The 24,828-nt window shown below is 41.9% G+C and carries 20 protein-coding genes; 2 read left to right on the top strand and 18 right to left on the bottom strand.

All coding sequences use genetic code 11. From position 1 onward, the window contains the following. Positions 1 to 3: 3 nt before the first annotated feature. From LLF92_09495 to LLF92_09465, 7 genes are all read right to left on the bottom strand, one after another. Complete coding sequence (locus LLF92_09495; protein ID MCE5341341.1) at positions 4 to 2,466, bottom strand: carboxypeptidase-like regulatory domain-containing protein; 2,463 nt, start codon at positions 2,464 to 2,466, stop codon at positions 4 to 6. Positions 2,467 to 2,766: 300 nt separating this feature from the next. After that, positions 2,767 to 3,939 carry a hypothetical protein gene (locus LLF92_09490; GenBank protein MCE5341340.1) on the bottom strand — a complete coding sequence of 391 codons (1,173 nt, stop codon included), beginning with the start codon at positions 3,937 to 3,939 and terminating at the stop codon, positions 2,767 to 2,769. Positions 3,940 to 4,011: 72 nt separating this feature from the next. Then, positions 4,012 to 4,755: a hypothetical protein gene (locus tag LLF92_09485; protein ID MCE5341339.1), complete on the bottom strand. Its 744-nt coding sequence runs from the start codon at positions 4,753 to 4,755 to the stop codon at positions 4,012 to 4,014. 111 nt (positions 4,756 to 4,866) lie between these two features. Further along, the gene (locus tag LLF92_09480; GenBank protein ID MCE5341338.1) at positions 4,867 to 5,334 is read right to left on the bottom strand and encodes a hypothetical protein; all 468 of its coding nucleotides are present in this window, start codon (positions 5,332 to 5,334) and stop codon (positions 4,867 to 4,869) included. 325 nt (positions 5,335 to 5,659) lie between these two features. Then, positions 5,660 to 6,874: an MFS transporter gene (locus LLF92_09475; protein MCE5341337.1), complete on the bottom strand. Its 1,215-nt coding sequence runs from the start codon at positions 6,872 to 6,874 to the stop codon at positions 5,660 to 5,662. 200 nt (positions 6,875 to 7,074) lie between these two features. Then, on the bottom strand, positions 7,075 to 7,269 hold the full coding sequence (locus LLF92_09470) for a hypothetical protein (GenBank protein ID MCE5341336.1): 195 nt from the start codon (positions 7,267 to 7,269) through the stop codon (positions 7,075 to 7,077). Between the two features lie 52 nt (positions 7,270 to 7,321). Next, the gene (locus LLF92_09465) at positions 7,322 to 7,639 is read right to left on the bottom strand and encodes an HU family DNA-binding protein (protein MCE5341335.1); all 318 of its coding nucleotides are present in this window, start codon (positions 7,637 to 7,639) and stop codon (positions 7,322 to 7,324) included. 186 nt (positions 7,640 to 7,825) lie between these two features. Between LLF92_09465 and LLF92_09460 the strand changes: the two genes are divergently transcribed. Continuing rightward, the gene (locus LLF92_09460) at positions 7,826 to 8,011 is read left to right on the top strand and encodes a hypothetical protein (GenBank protein ID MCE5341334.1); all 186 of its coding nucleotides are present in this window, start codon (positions 7,826 to 7,828) and stop codon (positions 8,009 to 8,011) included. A 592-nt stretch (positions 8,012 to 8,603) separates the two neighbouring features. On the opposite strand, the gene LLF92_09455 is transcribed toward LLF92_09460, so the two are convergent. The 7 genes from LLF92_09455 to LLF92_09425 form a co-directional block, all read right to left on the bottom strand. Continuing rightward, positions 8,604 to 10,520: a hypothetical protein gene (locus LLF92_09455; GenBank protein ID MCE5341333.1), complete on the bottom strand. Its 1,917-nt coding sequence runs from the start codon at positions 10,518 to 10,520 to the stop codon at positions 8,604 to 8,606. Next, positions 10,513 to 11,745, bottom strand: coding sequence for a glycoside hydrolase family 99-like domain-containing protein (locus LLF92_09450; protein MCE5341332.1), 1,233 nt, complete (start codon positions 11,743 to 11,745; stop codon positions 10,513 to 10,515). The genes LLF92_09455 and LLF92_09450 overlap by 8 nt, the downstream gene beginning before the upstream one ends. A gap of 3 nt (positions 11,746 to 11,748) precedes the next feature. Beyond that, positions 11,749 to 12,870: a hypothetical protein gene (locus LLF92_09445; GenBank protein MCE5341331.1), complete on the bottom strand. Its 1,122-nt coding sequence runs from the start codon at positions 12,868 to 12,870 to the stop codon at positions 11,749 to 11,751. Between the two features lie 18 nt (positions 12,871 to 12,888). Then, positions 12,889 to 14,682, bottom strand: a complete 1,794-nt coding sequence (locus LLF92_09440) for a Na+:solute symporter (protein ID MCE5341330.1) — start codon at positions 14,680 to 14,682, stop codon at positions 12,889 to 12,891. A 47-nt stretch (positions 14,683 to 14,729) separates the two neighbouring features. After that, a complete protein-coding gene (locus LLF92_09435) occupies positions 14,730 to 15,599 on the bottom strand; it encodes a prepilin-type N-terminal cleavage/methylation domain-containing protein (GenBank protein ID MCE5341329.1) in 870 nt (289 codons plus the stop codon). Between the two features lie 164 nt (positions 15,600 to 15,763). Beyond that, positions 15,764 to 17,233: a hypothetical protein gene (locus LLF92_09430; GenBank protein ID MCE5341328.1), complete on the bottom strand. Its 1,470-nt coding sequence runs from the start codon at positions 17,231 to 17,233 to the stop codon at positions 15,764 to 15,766. 65 nt (positions 17,234 to 17,298) lie between these two features. Beyond that, positions 17,299 to 18,114: a hypothetical protein gene (locus LLF92_09425; GenBank protein MCE5341327.1), complete on the bottom strand. Its 816-nt coding sequence runs from the start codon at positions 18,112 to 18,114 to the stop codon at positions 17,299 to 17,301. Between the two features lie 302 nt (positions 18,115 to 18,416). Here LLF92_09425 and LLF92_09420 point away from each other — a divergent pair, with 302 nt between their 5' ends. Then, positions 18,417 to 19,574, top strand: a complete 1,158-nt coding sequence (locus tag LLF92_09420; GenBank protein MCE5341326.1) for a XylR family transcriptional regulator — start codon at positions 18,417 to 18,419, stop codon at positions 19,572 to 19,574. A 304-nt stretch (positions 19,575 to 19,878) separates the two neighbouring features. On the opposite strand, the gene LLF92_09415 is transcribed toward LLF92_09420, so the two are convergent. The 4 genes from LLF92_09415 to LLF92_09400 all read right to left on the bottom strand — a co-directional run bounded on the left by LLF92_09415 (position 19,879) and on the right by LLF92_09400 (position 24,809). Beyond that, positions 19,879 to 21,177 (bottom strand): C45 family autoproteolytic acyltransferase/hydrolase, encoded by a 1,299-nt coding sequence (locus LLF92_09415; protein MCE5341325.1) that lies wholly within the window; start codon positions 21,175 to 21,177, stop codon positions 19,879 to 19,881. Beyond that, positions 21,174 to 22,235, bottom strand: a complete 1,062-nt coding sequence (locus LLF92_09410; GenBank protein ID MCE5341324.1) for a S9 family peptidase — start codon at positions 22,233 to 22,235, stop codon at positions 21,174 to 21,176. Before LLF92_09410 ends, LLF92_09415 begins: the two co-directional genes overlap by 4 nt. Positions 22,236 to 22,450: 215 nt before the next feature. Beyond that, positions 22,451 to 23,443, bottom strand: coding sequence for a Gfo/Idh/MocA family oxidoreductase (locus LLF92_09405; protein MCE5341323.1), 993 nt, complete (start codon positions 23,441 to 23,443; stop codon positions 22,451 to 22,453). Then, positions 23,436 to 24,809, bottom strand: a complete 1,374-nt coding sequence (locus tag LLF92_09400; protein MCE5341322.1) for an MFS transporter — start codon at positions 24,807 to 24,809, stop codon at positions 23,436 to 23,438. The genes LLF92_09405 and LLF92_09400 overlap by 8 nt, the downstream gene beginning before the upstream one ends. Positions 24,810 to 24,828 lie beyond the last annotated feature (19 nt).

Here is a 24,828-nt window from a genome sequence, read left to right as displayed (position 1 = left end):
GACTTATTTTTGCTCTGTAAGCTTTGCATCAATCTCGTCAACGGAAAAACCGTCAGCAATAATTTTGTGCTGCTTATCAGTTAAAACAAGCCACGGCAATGATTTTACGCCCCATCCAAAAAGATCTTTTTCATCATTTGGAATTTGGCCTTTTATAAATGGCTGATTCGCATCAACATCTGCATTACCAATTTGTATAACTATAATCTTAATGCCTTTTTGTTCAAGCTCACTGTGTTTGTTCATAAGCTCTTTGAAACAATGTCTGCTGGGCCGTTGATTCATATCTACAAAACAAAGCAAGACTGCTTTATCTTTCACATCATTGGCATCGAACTTAACACCAATAGAATTGACATCCGGCAGAGGTTTGCCTTTGAGCGATGATGGTTGTTTTTCAACAGACCTGCCACCATCACCCTGCTGCCCGATTATCAACTCAATTTCCTTATCTCCAGACTCGACATTTGCATATCCATATAAATATGAATTGCCTTTATTATAATTCGCATAGATATACACTTGACCTTCGCAAAGTTTATCAATTGTAAAATTCCCGTTTGCATCTGTAACAGCCCTGCGATTCTGCTGCCCCTGTCCGGACACGCCCACATCTACGCCCGCAACAGGTTTATCATTGCCGTCTTTAACAACACCGGAAACACTCATCACAGCCAATTTTAATATCATCGGCTCAATCTCAACAAGGCCGTCAACAGCATCTTCCGTCAGTACTTCAGCATAACTTTGGCCATAACCGTCAGCTTGTGCGGAAACGCTATATCTCTGCTCGTCCGGCAAAGCCTTATATTCATACATGCCCTGCGCATCAGCCTTAATACCATCCTGATCAACATACGTTCCCCAGTTGGAAATATGAAGATTCACATGCACTTTGGCATCAGCCAGTGGTTTACTGTTAGCGTCAACAATTTTACCCTTAATCACAATCCCCTGCGACATTTTTACATCAATAGTTTTAGTGTCTTCGTCAATATCCACAGCCACAGCAAGATTGCGTCCAATATGGCGAGCAACAAGGAGATATTGAATTTCCTGATTTCCTCCCCATCGTTCAGGGTTCCAGGCAACTTCAAATTTGCCAGTTGTGTCTGACTTTACATTCTGAGTCCGACCCATTGGAAAGATTCGAACAGTTGCGTCAGCCAAAGGCTTGCCTTTATCGTCTGTTACAATTCCGGAAATTTTTGGAGAACCTTTAAGCTCAATTTCCAGCCGTGTGGTTTTGCCGTCTTCCACTGTCGCGGTTTGTCTGTCCTTCGGTGATGAATACCCCTCCTTATATGTGCCCTGCAATTCATACTCGCCCGGTGCCAACCGAATTGTCGCAACTCCGTTTGAATCTGTAATTCCGCCCTGTCCCTGCGGAATGTCTTTTGCGCGAATGTGCACATTTACGCCGGCAATATTTTTATTCTCATTATCGCGTACAATAATTTCAAGCACACCACCCTTACTCGCTTTAATAACCACATCAGAATTTGTCCGGCCTGCAGTTGTTGTAACATTTGCAGGTTCAATGACCCATTGCGCAGTTCCTTTTTGCGATGAAGCACCACGCACCGTATAAGTCTTCGCTTCAAGCCCGTCAAATGTAAATGTTCCATCTTCTTTTGAAACAACAGGTTTAATGCCGGATGCCCCAACACGCGGCTCCACAACGCACGTCACTTTGACACCACCAACAGGTTTTTCGGTACCGCTCTCGACAACTTTACCTTCAATCTTCGCTTCAACAGGCTGAATAATTTTTATATCCTTACTTTCTACGGTGTATTGGCCGGGATTGTAGTTGGATGGATTAAAGACGAACGTGCTAACAGTTGCGCGACCGACTTTTGTAACCATAAATTCCGCTTTGCCTGCCGCCGGGATATCTTTGAATACAAAAATTCCATTAGCATCAGTCGTTGTTTTGAGCATATCAAGATGTTTAACTGCCGTCAGGTATCGCCCTTCATTATTCCTGCCGCTAATATCTCCCACAATCAGCATTGAAATCCGCACTTCGGCATCTGCAACAGGTTTATTGGCGTCATCGACAACAACGCCCTGCAATTTATACGGCTTTTCCAATGATAGCGCCAGAACCTTGTCTTTTCGCATATCCCAGTTATCCCAGCAAATCGCAAAGCCATCCTTCTGCACAACTACTATTCCCATGCGATATGTTCTATCTGCAAGTTTTTCCACGCTGAAAGAAAAACTGCCATCGTCTTTGGTAATCTGTTCCTCTGTGTTCACATCCCCTATTTCCAAACCACCGGCATCAGGCACAAGCATATGCAATTTAACTTTCACACCGGCAACAGCTTTGTTTGCGTCATCAACTAATTTACCAGAGCATGTAATCTTTTGTGGAACATCCGTCCCATCACAAAATGCAGACGATATTCCGGTCAATACAATTATAACGCAAATAATCAGCCTCTGCCGGGTAAACATTTATTATCTCCTATGTTAAAATTCCACTATAAGATGAAACTATAAACTAATACAACAGTTAAGAACTAAAATTATTTATTTTCGGCGGACAAACAAGGCAATAAAAACAACCACCATGACTATGCCTAACACCCATGCCCAGTTATATGATTTAGCCGGTTTGTCGTCTGCCGCCGCAATTTTTGTTTCAATTTTAACCGAATCAGTATCAATTTTAAACGGTCCTGCGATTTGAACTATTACAGTAAAAGGACCTCTCACTTTTTTGGGCTCTCGCCACGAGAGCGAACATGTACCACCTCAACCATATTCCAGACTAAATGTCTTATTGTATGTTTTGTCTGCATTGGTGATAGATACTTTCGGAGCATTAGTCCTTGAACCATTATGTAAAATATCAACACTTTCACCAAGTCGCCCTTCAAGCCTATGGTTAATTCGATGATTTTTCCCGTCTGGCTGGACGTCAAGTTTTGAAACAACAGGCTGACCAATCATAAGATTGGGCTCATTTGCTTCTGTCGCAAAAAAACGGGCTTTATCACTACTCCCGCTTGCACGAAGTTGCCAGATATCGCCGCCTTTCTTTTCCTCAACAGACCAGTTCAAAATTTGATAATGCCCTGCCGGTATTTTGCAGATACCATTTTTAGGATGAAAAACAAAACTGCCGTTCTTGCCGCCGGCCTGTAATTCAGCTATTTCCGAAGGAACACGAAAATTGCCATAATTTACATCGACTGCTTTAGCAATTTTGATATACGCGCCATCTTTGGCAACTTTCAGCGTATAAAGTTTATCATCAATGGAAATATATTTCCCTACAAAAGCAGATTCCCATTTTTCACCTTTTTTGATTTGAAGACGGTCTGATTTCCATTGATTTAGAGACTTATCATTGAAAGTCCCGTCACTATCGTAATCCACAAGCATACATTCGTACTTTGTGCCATCAACTGTGATTTGCCCCTCATACCAGCAACCGGAAGAAACATAAGCACGGTTTTCTTTTTCATTGCTGTAACAGTATATATTCAGGTGGTATGTTATTGGCCCATCATTGCTGTCAAAAATTACAGCGATAGACCCAAATTGGGCATAATTTTGTTCTTTTTGATATGCGGTAACGGCAGTTTCATCTTTTAATGATTTATTTGCATTCGAATCGATATAAAGAATGCTATATGCTCCCCTTTTGCTTGTCCGGTCGAAAGCAACCCACAGAAAACCGTCTTTTGCCATCGGTGTTTTAAATTTGCCAAAAAGCGGCTGGTCACTTTTAAACACAGGTAACTCGACACCTTCCGGTTTTTCAGACGCCAATTCCAGATTCTGTGAACAGACTCCTTGGACAATATCTCTGGCCTGACGTGATGAGCGATAGCTTAACCATTGCTCATCCTTGCCGAACGCAGATGCAACCACACCTATAGTCAAAACAGCCCAAATCCCTAAAGTCCGCTTGCTAATCATTTTGCAGTCCTTAACACTTGATTATGACACAATAATAACAACTTTACCGTTTATTTCAAAAAAAATTTAACATCATGAATACGGCATTGAAAAATCATTTTCTTTAGCAGGTTCGGTTAAACGCAACCAAGCTAAAAACCGTTTTCTATAAAACTCGCATTTAAACGTCAAAATAAGATAAGGCAATGTAAAAACATAGGCCATCAAACCTGCTGTCGTGCCCTGAATCGGCACAAAAATCAGTATAAAAAGATTCCTCATCAAGTATCCGCTGGATGCCAGCGTGACCAACATTATAAAAAACATCATAACGTCGAACACAACTATCATCCACAAAAGCAGCCACAGAGAAAACACCTTACCGCTAAAGCCTTTACGGCAAAAATATCGTGCTATTAAAATTCCGCAAACCAGTGAAACTGCCCATGCAAACTGCATAATAAAAATTGAAATCACATCGCTGGAAAAACTAAATCCGCCAAAAACAAACATACTGATAATTCCGACCATCGAAAGCAGTACAATCGACAGGAAAAATGACACAGCTAATTTGTATCTTGCCAATCTATCCAACATAAGCCAAAGAATCGCAGCCGACAGCATAAGCGTCGATACAATGTGTGTAAGTATATTTGATTGCGAAACAAACGCCGGAAGAATCTGTCGTATTATGCCCCAAAGAGCACATACAGATAAAATCGGCAAAAGCACGAGATATGCCCGCAAATTCCGGTTTTCCTTCAATACCAAACATGCAAGCAGTATGCCCCATAAAATCAGGTTGGGAAAATGATAATAAAGTTTCCAATCATACATCACAGGCAGACCTTGACCGGGACCTAACTGGCCAATGTCGTTTGATGCTATAATTTTAAAATTGCCGTATGATTTTAAGGGTACTCGCCACGAGTACGAACATGTACCGCCTCAACCATATTTAAAATTACAATTTGCAATCTCTTCGTCACCGGCATATACCGTACACTTTGGAGGGTTGCCTCTTACTTCCGGGAAATATGTTTCTCCGCCAATGCCCTGAAGTTTATAGTTTAAAACTAATGAATTGCCGCGTCTTAAAATGTTCACATTTTGATTTAACGGTGCGCCCATTCCCAAGACAGTCGTCTGTCCCTCTTTGATATGTAATTCTTTGGATGAAAGATTATAAGGATGACATACATAATCACCCTCTAATTTAATTTCAGAAATATAATAAGTACCAACCGGCAAGTTTATAATTTTGTTGGGCTCATTAAAAACCTCTTTACCGTTACCATACAAACTCAAATGTTTAACATATTTCCCCTCGATTTTTAATATACCATTTGGTTCCGCAGCCAAACACAAATTGCTTGCGAATATACAACAACCCAAAAGTATAATTACAGCTTTCATAAACGATGTCCTCAAAGATTTAAATCCTTTCAGTTACCCGGCCTTCAAAGTATAAATCTGTGTTGATTATACCGGCTTTATTAAAAATAAATAGTAAATTTGCTGGTAAGCCAAAACAAGTCTAAAATCCAAACCCCGTCTTATCTATCTGCTCCGGAGCAAACGGCTCTCTGATAAATTTACTGTGAACGCTTACGCCGATACAACACGTTACAATTGTAACTCAGACAAGCCTTTGATGACAAAAAGCTTGCGCGTGCTTTTGTCAAATTCACCTTACCCCACATTCGCCACCTTTACCACCGCCTACATCGCCTTCTGCTTGTCAAATTCCCTTTATGCCGGTCAGTCGCTTCAGCACAACGAATTGCAATATCATAGCACTTGTTATCATCGCTATGAGTGTTATCGGAAACGCAGAAAATCCAAACCTGTCTGCCAGCGTACCAGCCATAATCGGTCCCACCACGCCACAGATACCCACGACCATTTCATTAATAGCTACATATCTTGCGCTGCGATGCGGATGCACCAGAGAGTGAAATACCAATCCGAAGAAAAATGAACCTGAAAAAACTCCATAAAAGGCAGTCGAAACGTACAATCCTATCGTCCTTAATGGCACAGTTAATAGTTCTGCTCCATTTAGAATCGGTAGTAGTGATATACCAAAACATGTTATGCTGATCAATCCGAAAGCTGTAAAACCAATGACGGGCAAGACCCGAAACATCCAAATTTTGCTGCGCATGAAACTCAAACCAACCAACGCTTGAACAACATAGAGCAATGCTATCATTGACCCAACCTGAGATTTTGGTATTGCAAATGATACACTAATAGACGGCAATAAAGCTAACAGCGCATAAGAACCAAGGCATCCAACTCCGGTAACCGCCCATTGCAGCCAAGCAATGTCTGGCATTGTGTGATAGTTGATATCTTCCACATTGCACGATTGCTGATTCGGTACTATAGCCTCACTATGATGATGTTTGGCATGATGCTTCAGTAACTGTATCCCAAAGGCTGTTAGCAAACTAATCAGGCCGGTGAAGGCAAAACACCACTGCCAACCCAACCATTGGTATATAAACCCCGCGATAAAAGGGCCACTCGCAAAGCCCAAACTCCATGAGAAAGTGTAAAAAGCTACCGACCGCACCACACCCTGATTCTGGTCAGGCTCAACAGCTTTCATAAAAATTTGAAATGGAAGAAAGAACAACGCTGACGCCACTGCCAAAACTGCCATAGCGGTATATATTGCCCAGATATTTTCAATAAACACGAATACCCCGGCTATGGCAGTGAATAGCAAGTTTGCGACAAACATCATTGCTGCTGCATTGCGTGAAGTAACAAACCGGGCAAGTATCTGATTGCTAAAGATGTAAACTGCTGCCCATGCAGCGAATACCATAGCAACTTCAGTCCTGCTCTTGCCGGCATCAGCAATACGATTGCTGCATACAAACATTGTAGCTGCGAGTATCACATCAGCTACGGCTGGGAACAGATAAATCAAAAATCGAGTCATATAGCTTTCTAACACAAATTGTGATAAAAAAAGAAAATCCTACAACGGAAGGATACGCCTCTATATACACGATTTCATGTTTTTGGCAAATTCACCCTGTCCCACTCTCAGTACCGCATCCATTGGGCTTAAATACCTGCAAAGACAAGCCCACTCTGCCGGGTCAATTCCCTCAAATCTGGTAGAGCTTATTAGAACTCTTATTTCCTGAGTCCCATCTTTTTAAGATATTTAGCTGTTTTCTTCAGACCTAACTGAAATGCCTTGGCTTCAACTGACTTTGGGTTCCTATTCAGTTTCTTAGCAAGCTCTTTTGTGCTTGTATTAGAAAACAGTTTTTTTAAAGATTTAGTTTCCTCTTTTGAGAACACTCCAGTTACAAGTTTTTTTGCCATAATAGTTCCTTTCTGAAAATAGCATTATTTCTATAAATACTATTTTATCAATTTACTTAGCCATTTCCTTGAGAGCTTTGAAGGCTCGAACCTTGACGACTCTGCGAGCGGGCTTGGCTGCAAAGACCTGTTCCTGCTTGGTGAACGGATTGATGCCCTTGCGTTTTGGGGTGGCCGGTTTGTTAACGACTACGATCTTTATCAAACCCGATAAAGCAAAGACGCCGGGACCTTTTTTGCCTACGGCCTTCTTAATCTGGTCTGAAAGGGCATCGAACACAGATGCTACCTGTTTGCGGGAAAGCTGTGTGGCCTCGGCGATGTTGGACAGAATTTCACTCTTTGTTGCTGGTTTTGCACTCTTTGCCATAATACTACTCCTTAATCTAATTTCCTATCAATACAATCTATTCTCAGCTACACCGCTGAGACTGATTTTCAGTAGAATATCATACTTATTTTGAAAAGTCGAGAAATTTAACTTTATCGCGAGATAAATAAATGATTGCTACCCTACCCTACCCCTACCCGCACCACCGCCTCCATAGCCTTCTGTTTGTCAAATTCCCTTATGCCGGCCAGTCGCTTCAGCACAACAAACTGTAATATCATAGCACCTGTTATCATCGCTATAAGTGTTATCGGAAAAGCAGAAAATCCGAACCTGTCTGCCGTGAGTTTGCCCGTTCCGAGTATAATCGAGGAAGTCGAACGGTCATTCCTCGAAGACCCATTTGGATGATCTCCGGGGAGAGAGATATTTAAATTCATCGCTTGCACTATATTCTTTCAATATCACAGACAACAATCAGGACAGAGATAATTTAAAGGCCCGAATGCTACACTTGGACTGCCGACCTTAATCTTTTCGTGTTGAGTCCATTTTTTGCAGTTGGTGCATAGAATTTGAAAACTCATGGGCTTACAGATTTTGACTAATAGCCCAACACCACCAGGCAAAATATTATCTGTATCGCATCTTTTTCGCAACCCGAACCTGCGACCTCTTGCATGCCATGCGATGCACACACTAAACTCTCATTTTTTGAAGTTTTCTGTAACTCATTTACCCACAATGAGCAACAATTCACGACACATTGCAAGTTGTTTCTGAAAACCATTGCATTGATTGCGAGTAATTACGCGCGCCGAAGCAGTATAATACTTGTGGACAACAGAAGTGAGGAATAGAAAACATGCCGGATGTGACACCTAACTTTGATGTGATATGGTGATTATTGTTTGAATTATTTTTGGCAAAATCGGCTAAATTCGGCCGCCCTCGTATGGTACAAAAATTAATTTGTCATAACCATTTTAAATGAACAGACACACTATTCACAGAGCCAGTTATCCGCAATCACCGCTAAATCACGAACCTCATAACCGCCCTGCCAATTCAACCCGACAAGTACAAGGTCTTTAAAATTCACCTTGCCATCGTGCGAATAATCCCCCGGCTGATACGCCGCAAGTGAACCTTCTCCTGTCCAATATTTTACAGAATCAATATCAAAGAAGTTTGCCCAAAACGACACTATATACTCCGCTTGTTCGTATTGCCCCACTTTTATATATTCACTTGCGGTCTGCATATCCGCAAGCACCTGTGCGTTATCTGAAATATCTCTGATTTTATAAATCCATATCGGAACATTGAAATCGGGAACAGGTGAACTTGGGAGATTTTGGAATACTGCGTTTTTCAAAAATGTTTTCTGCATATATAAATTGCCGAATTCAACCGACGGCTCAATTATCGTTCCCTCAAACCAGTCGTTCCACGTAGCAACCTGCACGACAGGCAGATTATCATCTATCGCATAGTCCCAAGTTATATCGTACAACGCGCCATCATATCTCGGCATAAGACGCGGCCCGCTGCCCCATCCCCAAACGCCATAATCGTCAAATCCCGGCCAAACGCCCGACATATAAAAATCAGCGTAACTGTTCTTCAACAAATACTGGCCGAAATCCCTTGCGTTATAAAGCGTATCATTATTATCAGCCATATCACAATAGCCGACATAAGGCAGCATTTCTGCCGGCGCGGTATATAATTGAGGCCAACCATATTGACCATTCAAAACGCCGATGTGTTCAGGGTCTCTAAACCATTGACGCATCATCACAGGTCTGTTCGCGGAAGAAAAAGTATTCAGCCAGGTCGTAATCTCCGCAGGCGAAAGACAGCTTATGCCTTTGCCGCTAACTTCGGTTTCGTAACTGAACATTAGAAATAACGGCCTTGTGCCGGTAACATAATATTGCGTGCCGGAACTGATAAATAAATTCAGCCAGTTGTTCATATCCTGATAGGCTCTTGCTAATGCCATTGCTCGTGTCGTCGCGGAACTGTCCCATATCCAGTGCGCTTTGTCCTCAAAACATATCACGGCCTGCAAACCATATTGGGACATAATATTCAGATAGCCGGTTATCATATTCACGGTGTCGGTGTCCATCTGATAATAAGCCAAATCGAATATAACGCCGCCAACGCCGGCCATTTTCATAATCTGGCAGTGATACTCGACAAGACACGGGTCTTTCATATCATAATAACCAACGGACGGATAATAAACAGAAGCAATGTCAGGTTTACCGTTGGCATCGAGTACATTGGGATTATGACTGTTATAGTTCCAGCCGCCCCAACTGCCGCTGTATTGCGGAGTTCTGAAAGCTGCCATCTCGTGAACGAAAACGGTTTTCGGCGCGGCTTGCGTTAATGCTGTCGGCGTCCAATAGCCGGTGCCTTCCTTAATATGGATTTTATCAAAAATAAATCCGCTGTTGACATCGCCGTGCAGTCTGAAGCGAACGAAAAAATACTCCGCATTTGTGATATTATTTTGCGCGGCAAGTCGTGAAACGCTTTTGAGTATCTGCACATCCGTACTGTCGCGGGCATCGGCCCATTGGACTTCGCCAAGAAAATATCTATCGCTGTTGAAAAATAAAATATACAGCGAATACTGGCCGGAATTGATTGCCGCTGTCGGTGTGATTTCCACCCTGTCCTGATAATTTCTAATTTTTATATAGTAACTGTTGCTGCCACGCCAGTTGACGACCGAATCGCCCGCTGCCGTTCGTTTCATACTAACAGTGCTGTTGCCGTTTGCGGTAAAAGACGAATTCAGCACGGCAGTTAAATAAGTCGCGTTGTCGAGATTGTCTATAACCTCTGCATAACAGCAGCAACCAAAGCAGAACAAAAACAGTATTGTCAATTTTTTAATCATTAATTTTTCCAGCCAGCGATTTTGCTTTTCCAAAATCTTTATTAAACAAACAACCGCTCAATTCATCCAATACTGCCTTTTCAGCCTGACCTGCTTTTCTCGCTTTATAAAGTTTCAGCGGGATTCTTAACACGTCATTAGGCATATCGTCTTTAATGCCTTTATATATCGCTGAATATTTTTTATTCAGTTCGAGATATTCGTACCCAAATTCATCACACGGCTCTATCTGCGTCCCCTCATTCCAATCATTCCAGGTAATTACTTGAACGACATCGACCTTATTATCAATCGACATCTGCCAGGTCATATCGAATCTTTTGCCGTCATAACGAGGCGCTTTTCTTGCGGTAGTGCCCCATCCCCATACAGGCGAATCATCAAAGCCCGGTGTAACTCCGCCGAAAATAATTCCATTTTTAACCTGCGGGTTTTTTATATTAAAGAAATCCGTATAAACTTTTTTGCAAAACTCCAGACTGCTGTTATTCGTTTTAGGGTCGAAACTGCCAACCCAGAAATATTTGCCGCCGACTGCCGAGCCGAACTGACGATACGCATCCGCATCGAAAATCAACCGCACATTGTTAAAATCTTTGGTAATATCCTGCCATTCGGCGGGATTAAACCATTTGTCGGGAATTTTACGAAATACCAATACCGGCTTTTTACCGTTTATAGTGCCATAAAACGGCTTATCAAGGAAAGTTCCAATCATCCACTGCATTTCATCTTTGGCGGCTTTTATTTCAGCCTGTCTGTCTGCGAAAGTTCCTCTGGGCCAATAGCCGCACCATTCCTCGAAACACATAATCAATTTCAAATTATATTTTTCCAAATACGGCAGAATCGTCATCAGCGCATCGTGGCGATATTGATTAATCTTTCTGCCGTCCCAGTCAACGATGATTCCATCGATACCGCTTAATCTCATCAGCAAAAACTGATACTCCAAAATGTCAGGGTCGGAAGTATCATACGGGCCGGTCAGAGGATAACTTGTAACAGCCAAATCCCGCCTGCCGTTCATAAAAATCGTATCGGGATTATGCGGACTTTCGTTGTAATCTGAATTCCACATTTCCCATCTGCCGGAAACATCTTTTGTTTTGAACCACGTTACGAAATGAGCGTAAACGCTTTTGTTGTTGTCGTTGTTCTGTGCAAAAGTATTACTGATGAAAACCATACTGATAATCACAATCAGAATTTTATACAATTTCATTTACTATTCGCTTTCGTTAACCGGACAACTCAAAAGATAATTTATTAAATCGTCAACCTTGCAGGTTGCCAGCCCTACATACATATCGGCACCGCCGTAATAAACGAATAATCTATCGCCTATTATAACCTTTCCGCACGGGAAAACAACGCCGCCGCCAAAATAGCAGCCTTTTGTTTCATAATCGGTTTCCGGCTGGAAAATCCAGTCCCGCGTTCTGAAATTCACTTTCGTCGGGTCTTTCAAATCCAGCAGCATCGCGCCGAGCCGATAATATTTATCATGGCCGACCGCGTGATATAAAGTCAGCCAGCCTGCTTTAGTTTTTATAGGCGGAGTATTGCCGCCGATTTTAAATTCCCATGGAAACGTCGCTTTGGCAAGCAGTTTGCTTTTTCTGAAAGCCAATAAATCATCCGCAGAAGAAATCCACATCGCAGGATGGTCTGTGCCGTAATCTTTTCCGCACCAGTCCATCGGACGATGCAGCATATAAAATTTCCCATTAATTTTTTCAGGAAACAAAATTACATCTCTGTCGTCCATCGTTGGGTCCGTAAGAACTCCTGCCCTGATGAAACTTTTGAAATCTTTCGTAATCGCCAAATGCGTTGTCGTGTGATTTTCACGAATGCAAAGAGGAAACTCCGGTGCGCAATCCGGACTCTTATAGCAACTGCCGTTATTCAGCCAATACTCGCCCGGCGGAAAAATTCGCGTAGCATACGTTATATAATAGTATTGCCCCATTTTGACGATTCGCGGGTCTTCGATACAGCCGCCATCGAGACCGTCGACACTGGGCGAGAAGACCGGCTCATCGAAACGTTTGAAATGATAACCGTCGCTGCTTGTCGCTCTGCCGAAGCGTATTATGTGCCGTGAATCGTGTCCCGCTGCGCGATACAGAAGATTGACAACACCCGTCTGCTCATCGTAACAGGCGCCGGGATTTGTCGTAACAAAGTTTTCCCATGCGTTGGCGGGATTGGGAGCGATTATAGGATTACCCTCGAACCGCTGAAGCTTTACAGAGGCTTTGTGTTTGATATTAACATACATCTGTGATTTTACTTTTAGATTGCTCGTCCCTGCATCACCGGCTGTTTGTTTTGAGACTGTCATTGAGAACCTTTTAAATTATTATTTTTTTTCAAGTTTTTTAAACCAATTATAATGAAGGAATATCGAGGTTACGATCGTAATCGCAATCGTAATAAACATCGCTCTGTATTCTTTTATCACAAAATAAATCGTCAGCACAGGCAGCGTAAGCTGCCAGATAATTCCAACTCCAACGTTCGTCATATCACGTTTGAAATCCTTATTTCTTTCAAACGCCGGATTGTCCTTTAAAACCATTTTATACACAGGCTCCCAAAAGCCCCACGGCCGGACAGTAGAATAAAATTTCTTGAGCGTTTCATCATCTTCCGGTTTTGTCAGCAGACTCATCGCAACGCAGGCAATTCCGCTGATAATCAGAATAAACGGAAAACTGTTTAGAGCTGTGAGTTTCGGGAAAAATATTGGGAAAGCAAGCGCCGCGGCAACACCCGAAGCCATTCCCGCGAAATATCCCAATCCGTTAAGCCGCCACCAATACCACTTCAAAACGTTAGGAGCTAAATAACCGCCGTATAAGCCCGCGACGAGCCACATCGTAACAGAGCCTATCGACTTCGTGAAAAGCCCGAAAGTTATTCCCACGATAACAACAATAACCGTGCTGATATAACTTATGTAAACATATTTTTTATCTGATGCGTTCGGATTTATGTAGCATTTATAAATATCGACAACGATATAAGCTGTTCCGGCATTTACCGTTGCGTCGAAAGTACTCATAAAAGCCGCCAGCAGACCGGCAAGCACCAAACCAACTAAACCAGCCGGCAGAAAATTATTCACGATATAAGGAAGTATCTGCTCGAAATCCGCTTTAGCGCCCATACTATTTAACTGCGGAGTATAATAAACGAGAGCAAGAACTGTAATGCCCGTAATCAGCATATAACGCGGTATAAACTGCGTTAGCGAAACGCACCAGCTCATCAACGCCGATTCACGCGGGCTTTTCGTCGAGAGCACGCGCTGCATATCATAATTCGGGCAAGGCCCAGCCATACTCGCCAGAACTCCCTTAAACAAAACCATCATTACAAAAATGCCGAAAAGGCCAAATTCATCCTGCGCCATTTTCGCGTTTAAACTGTCAAGCATACCAGACCAGTCTATTCCCCAGCCTTCGCTGAAACTAAGACTGCTCCAGCCGTGTGGAACCGCCGCCTGAATCTGCGCGGCTGTAGTTTTGCTCATCGCGATAAAAGCTATTATGAATGATACAATCGCCATAATAACATACTTGAGCACATCCGTTAAAACAACGCTGTACATACCGCCGGCGATAATATAAACGGTAGTTACTGCCATAATAATAACCGCGTAAGTATTCGGCGTTAAATGCCAGGGCAGAAAAATCGCGGCGAACTTTCCCACGCCCTGAAAATCATATCCTATAAAACCAATAACTGAAACCAGCGCGAAAACAACAACGCTGATGTGCGAAAGCCGCACGCCGAGCGAATTACCAAATCTGGTACTAATCCATTCAGCTCCTGTAACGACATTCGACCTTCGCAGCCAGATTGAAAGATAAACCATTCCAAATATCTGATTAAATGTAGGCCAAATCCACGGTATCAGCGAGCTCTTCAAACCATACGCGAACAGAAGATACACCAGCCACATTGTGCCGGTTATATCATACATACTCGAAGAATTGGAAATACCGAGCAGGTACCAGGGAATGCGATTACCCGCCAAAAAATAAGAACCGACGTTTTTAGATGCCATCTTGGTAAAGAGAAACCCCATCGCGACAATAATAACAACGTAAATCGCTATAATAACTATGTCGATAGTATGTAAGTTCATCAAAGATCTATCCTAAATGCTTAAATGTTCGGTCAAATAAAAAACTACTAATTTTTTTTGGCTCTGCCTCTTTCGAGCCATTCGACGTCAAGCTTTCCTGCTTCCGTTTGAGGCACATAATCCCGCCATTGATAGGTACCACCTGTTTTTTTGAAGCCTGCGAAGTGTTCATAAGTTTCTTTAGACCATCTGTGCTGCTCACTGTGTCCGTCGGCAAATGCGAAATTACTTTTGTAATTTCCGCTATGCCGGAGAGCAATAGGATCAAATTGATATTTAGTTTGTGTCTTGCCGTTAACGCCTGCAATCATAATTTCTGGTTCCCATGAATCTACGTTGTAAGCCCTCGTATCGTCTTCTTCCATAAAAACATAACTTTCAGACGGACGTTTAATCTGCGATGTTTTGGTAATATTATCCCACGACTTTTTGTATGTGCCGACCATAAAATCCTGCTCGCCGTTGAGATGATCAATAATTGAATAACTTCTGAAATGTCCCGTCTTGTCGCTGCCGCAGCGGTAAACGCCAAAATCCGCGGCATAAGGAAACAGCTTGCCCTGCTTGATGCCATACTGTGCCTGTTCAGGTGTTTCCTTTGCCTTCTGTTTTTCCGGAATAGATTCTTTCGTAGTAAGATTTACAGGGGCATGAACCCAGCTATACTGCGAGTGTGCAAATCTGTCTGTATCTGTAACATCATCAGTTTTATATGTTAACGAACAAACTATCAAACCATTATTTGCAACCGCATAAGCGTCCCATGCCGTGCCAAGCCCTTTAAGATTAGTCTGGCAGACAATGGTTTTCGCCATCTCTCTGGCCTTATTAAGAGAAGGAACCAATACAGCAAGAAGAATGGCTATTATTGAAATAACCACAAGCAATTCCACAAGTGTAAACGCTTTTTTATTCATTTCAGAACTCCGTTTTTAAATTCACCAATCATAATTGAACCTTTTTCATAATCCGCGGATAAAGGTTCTGATAAAAAGCATTATTTTCAACCGCGGAAACTTACTACCCTAAAGGGTATTTCGGAGCAGGTTTTTTATGCCTGCCCCGAAATTTTTAATAAATCTTAATATGCTTTTTCAAGCCAGTTGCCTGAAATATCCTTCAAATCGAGCATATCATACTCGTTCATCCAGCTATCGCCGATATAAGCAATATCGTAGAAATCAATCGAACAATCTTCGTTGAAATCGCCTGTCATTACATCAGTGCCGCAATCCATAGCAAGCTGAATACTGTCGAACGTAAAACTCTTGCCGTTGCCGTTGACCCATAAAACAATCCTGAACCTGTGTCGTCCAGTCCAGTTCATAGCCGCAGCAACACTGCCCTTATAAACGCCGAATTCAGTAATACCTGTTATCACATCATTCGCAGCGTAAAAATTTTCCTGCTCCTGAATCGCAACATCGAGCCACCCGCCGGTAACATTGGTAACATCAACGGTCAACTCCGGAAACTGACTGACATTAACATCTATTGTTTCAGATTCCACTTTGCCATAAGACTGGCCCGGCTGGTCTTCGGTAAGCGTAGATGTCGAATCGCCGTTGTCCGTCCAGTAAGCGCCCATTTCATACCACAGTTCTTTTCGCGGATTGAAATGGTCGCGCCAGTAAATATAGCCCGGCAGTTTTTCGCCGTTTCGCAGCTCAATCTTTTCGAAGGTTGTACTTCTGTTATCGCCTTCAAGCCAGATATTGATTCGGAACGTTTTCATACCGCTCCAGTTCATCAGCTTTGCAATATCGATTACCTGCGCAGCGGCAACACCTGCATAACTAATAGCGTCTCTGTACGCGCCGCTTCCGCCAACTTCCTGAATCTGCACGCTGTAATAGCAGCCCGAATCAATCGCAGTCGTCTTGACATACAATTCATTGTAAACATCAAGGTCAACTGTCAAAATCTCCGACCTGACTACGCCATAACTTACCGCAGGATTATTTTCGGTAAGAACTGCTCCGATGCCCGCAGTGTCTGTCCAAAGACAACTCTCCTGCGTCCAGGTTATTTTGACAGGGTCGAAAATCTCCGACCAGGCGGCCATTGCTGTTTCTGTCGCTCTCACTTGAAGAGTGTCAAAAGTAACGCCTTTGCTTTCGCCGTCTATCCAGATGTTAATAACGAAAGTTTTTGTGCCGCTCCAGCCCATCAGCGATGCGATGTCGATAACCTTTGTGCAAGGTTCGCCCATAAAACTAATCGCATTGGCAGAAGCCTCTGCGCCGCCGACTTCCTGAATCTGGACTGTATAAAGAGCGCCTGCGTCAACCGCTGCAACAGAAATCAAAAGTTCTCTGTATTGGCTGACGTCGAGCGTAATCGGTTCAGATTGCGCAAAGCCGTAAGAAAGTGCGCTGTCGTTCTCTGTCAATGTCGCAGTTGAACCGGCCAAATCCGTCCATACAGCGGAAGTCTCAACCCATGTTGCTTTGATAGGGTCGAAATTGTCTTCCCACGCCGTTTCCGCTTTTACGGAACAGGCATTGAGCATTAACATCGAAGCAGCGATAAATATCCATAATCTATTCATATAATCAACTCCATTATGCCATAAGCGAAACAGACTGCTTAATGACAAATTTATTAGATAGATAGTTATTTTTTTCTTCTGATAAGCAATGAGCCTAATGCCGCGATGACAAGCGTAGCAGGTTCCGGAATAGCCGTAACTATCGTTCTGCCGGCTACGCTGTAATCATAGAGAAAAGTGCCGGTTCCGCCGTAAGCAGTAATAGAACCGCCATTAGCTAAAAGTGTAATATCAGTAATGACACCGTTAAGACTCAAAGCACCGTCTGTAATATCTATTGAGCCGCCGCTTGACATAATCAAACCGCCCTGGTCAACTGCGTTGCCGCCGGTAGTCAGATATATAAGACCACCGTCAAGCTGAATATGACCGCCCATACCGCCATTGTTTACACCCGCATATCCGCCGCCGACAGCCAGCAGCCAGGAAATATTAATTGTGCCGTCATTGACGATAAGCGTTCCGTTACCGCCATTGCCCCATCTTCCGCCGCCGCAAAGCAGCAAAGTTGTGTTTACCATACCGGCATCAACCTGCAGTGTTCCCTTTTGGTCTGTTCCCCATTCTTCACCAACTAATAAATGGTCTGAAACAGCAAGTGTACCGCCATTGACAGTAACTTTTGACCCTGTTGAAGATGTATCGCACAAGTGCAGCCAACTTGCATATCCGGTTACGCCAGTGTTAATAGTAGGACCGCCAGAAGTATCACCATAAATAACTGCATCATCGCCGCTGGTCGGATAACCTGTCCAGTTTGTTGTCGTTTCCCACAGCCCGTCTCCTGCACCTTCGTTATTTGTCCAAAAAACCCATCCGCCAAAAGAAACATTAACAACACAAACAATAACCAACAACACTGTACTAAATTTTTTCAACATTGTATTCCTCCTTACAAAAACCAATTTTTCAATTAAATTCATTACGTTTTTGCTGCCTTGTTAAGTGCACTTTTTGTACAGCATCCATTATTATATATTAAAGAAAACACATTTTTATATCAAAGCCAATATACGGATTTTTTTAGCCAATTTACGACAACCATAAAAACGATTAAACATAAGCATAAATCATTATATGTAAAACAGTTAAACAAACAATATCACACAAAAAGCCTTGTCGATATTATTCAATTTTAGATGTTTTTTTGGACATTCCAAACAAGATGTGTTAAACTGCTTTTATGAAAAAGCTTCCAAAAATAATCCTAATGATAGAGCCGATAGGCGAATATGTTCAGGGATTGCTGCGTGGGATTGCGCAATATTCCAATACAAACGGCCCATGGGTTTTTTATCGTGAGCCTGGTAAACACGAAGGAACACTGCCGCAGCTTTCACCTGAATTGGCCGATGGCATTATCGCAAAAATTCCGAACACTGTGTGGGCGAGAAAAAAATTGCCGCCGTTAGTACCGACGATTCTGATTGGTTACAGGGAAATTGTTCCGGGTATGCCTCAAATTTTCGGCGACACTGAAGCGATTGGAAAACTCGCCGCTGAATATTTTCTTAATAAAGGTTTTAGAAATTTCGCGTTCTGCGGATTCGACGAATTTCACTGGTCGAGAGAAAGAGGAAAAAGCTTTAAATCATTTCTCAAAAATAAAGGTTACAAAGTCTATCTGTATAAAAATCTCAAGGGCACATTGAGAAAATCGTGGCAGCTTGAGCAGCAGGATATCGCCAAATGGCTCAAAACTTTGCCCGCATCAACAGCAGTTCTTGCCTGTAACGATGACCGCGGCCAGCATTTGATTACCGCGTGCAAACTTGCAAAACTGCGTATCCCCGACGATATTTCAATCCTTGGCGTTGACAATGACAAATTCGTCTGCTCTTTGACGTATCCGCCGCTTTCAAGCGTCGCACTGGGCACAGAAAAGGCCGGCTATGAAGCCGCGGAGCTTTTGGCAAAAATGATGCGAACAAAAAAAAGAATAAATACAGGAATTATTGCCAGGCCGACTCATATTGTAACGCGGCAATCAACCGACATTATCGCCATAGAAGACCAGTCTCTTTCTGACGCCATCAACTACATACAAAAACATTCTAATATGGACATCTCTGTTGATGATATCGCTGAAGCGGTAATGATATCGAGAAGAAGGCTGGAAAGAAAGTTCCGTAAATTGCTGAACAAATCCGTTTATGACGTAATCAGACATATAAGGGTAAACAAAATTATCTCGATGCTGCTGGAAACGAACCTGACAATCGCGCAAATCGGCCTTGCAATGGGCTTCAAGGACATCACACATACCGGCAGATATTTCAAAGAAGAAACCGGCCTTTCGCCATTGGCTTATAGACAAAAATTCATTAATCCAACATTATAACTTCTGGTCAAGCACCCATATGATACAAAATTAATTTGCCATAACCATTTTAAACAAACAGACTTAAAATCTAATCTTTTATTATTTTTGGACTATGAAACAGGATTTATAGATTGCATTGGTAAGCTTTTGCCGAAGATATTCATTCTGAAGAGTCAATTCCGGCACAATAGCCGAGTGATCGTTGCGATGATTGGTACATTTAGCCATCTGTTGGCAGTTGTTTGATTCGTTGTATTTTCCATTAGCAAAATCATAAATGCTTGATTTTTCAAGAATTAAACAGTATAGTGTTAGCATAATTTTAATGAGTTTTATATATTTGTACCGCACGAGTTTTCTCTCCGGTCTGAGTCTGCGGTGGATTTAATGGGGCGGATTTTTCTTTTTTTTGTGCGGGAATCTGCGAATCCGATGCGTTCGGTTCGCTTATCATACTTAACAGTCCGGCAAAGTCATATTTGTAGTACGGCTGAAAACAAGCGGCATAATTCGGTTCATTAATATCAACAGAAGCGTTGGCTACCCAGAAGGCTTTTTGCTGCGGGGCAAACAAAACACGGTGAAGACAGCTTTTCATCGCCACTGGCCGATTCATCAAATCAAGCGCGGCTGCAATATCGATTTTGCCGGATTGCTGTTTGACCATCTCCGCCAGGCATTCATATCTGTCGCCTGCGCTCATAAGTACGGCATCATTTACGGCATGCGGCAATCGAGGATATGAATGATTCGGCTCAAGCACATCAAATTTGTTGCTTGTACATGCTAAGCCTCTTGCATCGGGAATTTTAGCGTCCGAAATTACATAATAATACTCGCAGGTACGAGGGGTGTCGCGAAAGATTTTAACTGCTTGCGAAAGACTGTCGGCTTCTTCGAGAGCCTTGCGCATCAGAAAGGTCATAGGCAGACCGTCCCAACTTCCGTATCCGTCGCCTCCCATTTCACCAATTGCGATTTGCTTATCGTTCATTCCCGTTACCGAGCCGATAAGCCCGGCATATCCGACATTCACAAATGAGTTAAAATTGTCCGGTTTTGCGACAATAACAACAGCCTGTTCCTGAAGACCAACCTCGGTCATATAATCGAGGATTCTGCCGTGAAGCAATTGCCCATCCGTTGTTGTCTTGCCAAACAGCGCAAAACCGCTGCAGTGGAACATTTCTGGAAATATGTTTGCAAGCTGCACGTCCACTGGGTTAAGTTCGGCGCCGTCAGCCAATCCCTGCATTTCATCAATAAAACGCTGATCTATGAATTTTTGCGTTTTTCCAAGAACCATCTCAAAAGTGCCACTGGTAAATCCTTCTGCATTTGCCATTTCGGCAGTTCTAACTATCAGATGCACACGTTTAACAAGTTCGCTGACAGAATTTTTTAAAAGTTTTCCATGCTGATAGCCCATTTCATAAGGGCTGCCCGCCAGAAGCAAAACCTTTGTACCGCCGGCATCAACAAGAGCTCCCCTACCGCAACGGTCTATAACGTTCAACGGCTGGGCAATAATAACTTCGGCTGCTGTAAGAAGCTGCAGCGGCCAGAGACACAACAAAAATAAAACTGCCAAAAATGCTTTGTTTTTTTTGTAAAAGTTCATAGATATTTCCTTTTCCGAAAATTCAAATTGTCTTCAAAAAAATTAAATGCTTTATTGCCCGCAAATTGATGGCCACCTTGAAATAAGTCAACTTCATATTTATCAGAAACACCTGCCACAGCATAAATTTTCTTCACTTCATCACAACAACTTGATGCTTCATCAGAGAGAAAACATAAATCATTTATTCCAACTTCCGATAGCAAAGGTCTTGGCGCAATAAGTCCATGCAGATCAGGAACATCGCAAAGCTCATATAACCCGAAAAACATTTGTGAACCGCAAAACTTATTGGTTTTTAAAGCAAATTCAGAGAATCTGGCACTATAACAGATTATATCCGCGGCTTTAATACGTTCATCCAGCAATGTTATCCATGTTGTCATTGTGCCGCCAAAACTTAGCCCCATGCAGCCAATGTTCTTTAGATCGATAAAATCGAGTGAACAGAGGTAATCAATGCATCTTATTCCATCAAATATATCCATTGCTAATAGGTTATAACCAGTAAGTGCACACTTCAAATAATTTACATTACATTCATCCCTGCCATCAAATGTATCTCCTTCGCTTCTTTCACCAAATCCTCTCCAATCAATTGCGATCGTAACAAACCCATGTTTAGCCATTTGCAAACCATAGTCATAGTTAAATTGCTTAATTTCTCCTTCACGTTGAGGGCAAAAAGGATTTCTTATCCCCATCACGGAATCTTTTCCATAATTGCCATGACCATGACAGCACAAAATGGCGGGAGCAGGTTTTTGAAATGCGTTTTGTGGAACATATAACAATATCACAGCTGACATATTTTTTTCAAGGTCAATTAATATACGCCTTTTAAGTAGACCATCAGCTTTAACTTCATGAATGATTTCTGGATTGAGACCAACAGGCTGCGGCATAGGCCCCAGCTTTTTTTTGAGTTCATCGAGAAGCTTTGTTTTCCATAACTTAAAATCTTGCTGAGTTTTCCCTTTGAACCTGTACTTCGGAGAAATTTCACTTACCTTTCTCTTAAAATATTCTCCCATCAATATATTTCTGTCACTTAGCAATTATGATCACCTTCGAGACCTCTGAAAAACCGAGATTGCTTTATCGTTCAGATTCCATCAGAACTCCTCGCAATGATAGAATGTGCGTTTTTTGTCATTGCGAGAGAGTCCTTTGGACGACCGCGGCAATCTCAATCTTTCAAATTTTAGTTTTTCAGAGGTCTCCTTCTTCTAAAAAACAATCTTTTGCCAATTTTAATTTATATTTCTTAACATCATAAATCAACTAAGACCCTGCTCTTTGTTTTCCATGATTTCATCGCAGCATCACATATAGCAATAGATATCAAGCCATCTTTGGCCGGACTTTCAGGAAGCGATTTCTTTTCGATTGCCTGAAAAAATGCCTTATGCTCACCTCTATACATATCATCTCTATCTATGCTAAATGATTCTGTCTGCATTGATGAATTTTCTCGCATTCCAGTTCTCAAAATCCCCATATTAGCATCAAGTACAGCCCATCCTTTATCGCCAATTATCTCATACTCATGCCTTTCCGGCATCTGAATATAATTCAAATGGATCGTAGAAAATAAATTGGAATTATACTCACAATTAATAATGGCTAAATTCGGATTTGATGAAAATTCAAGATTGCCGCTCTGTAATGCCAACGCATAAACTGCATTAGGTTTTTTTTCAAGTAGCCAAAACAGGATGTCGGATTGATGGGTATAATCGTAAAATAATGCTCCTTCTTGAGAAGTTTGATAACTCGAAACTGAATTTACAAGAGTAATATATGTGCCTACTTTGGCATGAGCATGCAAAATTGTACCCAAAATTTTCTGTCCAATAATTTTCTTTAGCATAACCAAGCCGGGGTGGAAATGAAGCTGAAAACCTATATTTAAAACCATCTCTGTGGACTGGGCAACCTCATTTATCTTTATCGCATCAGCCAGATTGTCGCTCATCGGTTTTTCACAAAAAACATGGCAACCAGCACGAAGAGCCTGAATTGCTTGAGATGCATGTAAGCGATGAGGTGTAGCTATTATAACAATTTCAGGCTTTGTTTTAAGCATCTCATCAAAATTTTTATGTAAATACAATTTCCCAAGCTTTTCTTTTGCCGCTGTTACAACTTCAGGATTTGGCTCCACTATTTCCACTATAACATTTTTATGTTCTTTAAGCAATTTTGCATGTCTTCTGCCAATCGAACCCATTCCTACAATTACGATACGTTGCTGTTTATCCATTAACTAATTCCTTATTAGAAACTAAAATTTCATTATTCATTGCAATGCTTGATTTTACTCTTCTCTTATCAACTACTATAAATAAAATGATTCCTGCAAACCCTAATATTATCGATGCTAAAAAAGAAAAACCATAATTCCCGCCAAAAAGATGTGTAACAAAAAGGCCTATTATAAGAGTGACAAATGATTGAGTGAATAAATTTACCGAACCGCTACACGCACAGAACCTTGAAAATTGTTCACGCTTGACACAGGACATAATAAAAATGCTCGCAGCCGTGCCTATGAGGCTGTAAGAAACCAATCCTATTATATAAGCTCCTGCCATCAGATATACAGGCGAAATTTGCATATTGAGCCAAACGGATAATTTATCAGCTGAAAAAACAGGATTTATTCCCAAGACTGCGGCAAAAACTGCGCCGATATATGCGATAAAGAGAGATTTGCGTGTTCCGAGCTTATCGACAGACCAGCCAATAAAAAAAGACATTGCGATCATTGCGATTAATCCGTATTGTAAAATTTGTGTGCCAATATCCCCTTCGGTCATCTTTAAATTGACTTTGGCCTGCAGTGCAATGAATGTTCCAGGAATTCCCACCTGCATAGTTAAAGTATAAGCAAGAAATATTGGTATATTCTTCTTTTCCGTGAAACCAAACTTCAAGGTTCCCCATATAACTGAAATGGGATTATAATTTGGCTTATCATCTGTTCTTATCGGCGGTTCTTTTATGAAGATAAGAAGGCAGACAGTCGCTATTACAATAGCCAATGCACTTAACGTAAAAGCTGTTTTTTCCCCACGAGAACTTACCAATGAAAGCAAAACAATAATACTCATCCAGCCGCCAACGCTGCCTATGAACAAATCATTTATGCCAGTGATACGTCCCCAATATTTTTTTTTGGAAATATCGTTGTTTAGAAACGGATATGTCGCTGACCTGGTTTGAGCAGCGAGACTGAAAGCAACATACAGCACCAAGCAGGTTAAGAAAGTATTCGAATAGGGGAAAAGAAATAAAGCAGTAACAAGCACAGGAATAGCCATTGCAATAAATGGAAGCCGTCGTCCCCATTTCCACTGACACTTATCCGTCAAACTTGAAACATAAAGAATTGTTGGTATTGCAATCCAGCCGGTTATTGCGAATATGCTGGATATTTGCGAGGCACTTAATTTTACATTGGCCATATGCATAGCCATCATACTCATCGTAGCACCGAAACCGAAAGTAAAAAGAGCATTACTTACCATTATGAAAAAGATGTTTCTATAAAAGAGCGCCTTATCGTCATAATAGGGCTTCAAATGCGGCATATTTTCAATCAAATCATGATCAACGTGATTACTCAAACTAAACTCCCTTATATCT

The organism is Planctomycetaceae bacterium, from assembly GCA_021371795.1.
In the GTDB taxonomy this organism is placed as follows: domain Bacteria; phylum Planctomycetota; class Phycisphaerae; order Sedimentisphaerales; family UBA12454; genus UBA12454.
Note: the sequence above shows the minus strand (reverse complement) of the source record. Positions and strands in the feature narration are given on the sequence as shown.

Excerpts from the sequence above, each read along its gene's own strand:
- LLF92_09495 (MCE5341341.1), bottom strand. The coding sequence starts at position 2,466 with ATGTTTACCCGGCAGAGGCTGATTATTTGCGTTATAATTGTATTGACC.
- LLF92_09490 (MCE5341340.1), bottom strand. The coding sequence starts at position 3,939 with ATGATTAGCAAGCGGACTTTAGGGATTTGGGCTGTTTTGACTATAGGT.
- LLF92_09430 (MCE5341328.1), bottom strand. The coding sequence starts at position 17,233 with ATGAATAGATTATGGATATTTATCGCTGCTTCGATGTTAATGCTCAAT.
- LLF92_09470 (MCE5341336.1), bottom strand. The coding sequence starts at position 7,269 with ATGGCAAAAAAACTTGTAACTGGAGTGTTCTCAAAAGAGGAAACTAAA.
- LLF92_09475 (MCE5341337.1), bottom strand. The coding sequence starts at position 6,874 with ATGACTCGATTTTTGATTTATCTGTTCCCAGCCGTAGCTGATGTGATA.
- LLF92_09480 (MCE5341338.1), bottom strand. The coding sequence starts at position 5,334 with ATGAAAGCTGTAATTATACTTTTGGGTTGTTGTATATTCGCAAGCAAT.
- LLF92_09450 (MCE5341332.1), bottom strand. The coding sequence starts at position 11,745 with ATGAAATTGTATAAAATTCTGATTGTGATTATCAGTATGGTTTTCATC.
- LLF92_09425 (MCE5341327.1), bottom strand. The coding sequence starts at position 18,114 with ATGTTGAAAAAATTTAGTACAGTGTTGTTGGTTATTGTTTGTGTTGTT.
- LLF92_09440 (MCE5341330.1), bottom strand. The coding sequence starts at position 14,682 with ATGAACTTACATACTATCGACATAGTTATTATAGCGATTTACGTTGTT.
- LLF92_09445 (MCE5341331.1), bottom strand. The coding sequence starts at position 12,870 with ATGACAGTCTCAAAACAAACAGCCGGTGATGCAGGGACGAGCAATCTA.
- LLF92_09465 (MCE5341335.1), bottom strand. The coding sequence starts at position 7,639 with ATGGCAAAGAGTGCAAAACCAGCAACAAAGAGTGAAATTCTGTCCAAC.
- LLF92_09415 (MCE5341325.1), bottom strand. The coding sequence starts at position 21,177 with ATGAACTTTTACAAAAAAAACAAAGCATTTTTGGCAGTTTTATTTTTG.
- LLF92_09420 (MCE5341326.1), top strand. The coding sequence starts at position 18,417 with ATGAAAAAGCTTCCAAAAATAATCCTAATGATAGAGCCGATAGGCGAA.
- LLF92_09455 (MCE5341333.1), bottom strand. The coding sequence starts at position 10,520 with ATGATTAAAAAATTGACAATACTGTTTTTGTTCTGCTTTGGTTGCTGC.
- LLF92_09405 (MCE5341323.1), bottom strand. The coding sequence starts at position 23,443 with ATGGATAAACAGCAACGTATCGTAATTGTAGGAATGGGTTCGATTGGC.
- LLF92_09435 (MCE5341329.1), bottom strand. The coding sequence starts at position 15,599 with ATGAATAAAAAAGCGTTTACACTTGTGGAATTGCTTGTGGTTATTTCA.
- LLF92_09485 (MCE5341339.1), bottom strand. The coding sequence starts at position 4,755 with ATGTATGATTGGAAACTTTATTATCATTTTCCCAACCTGATTTTATGG.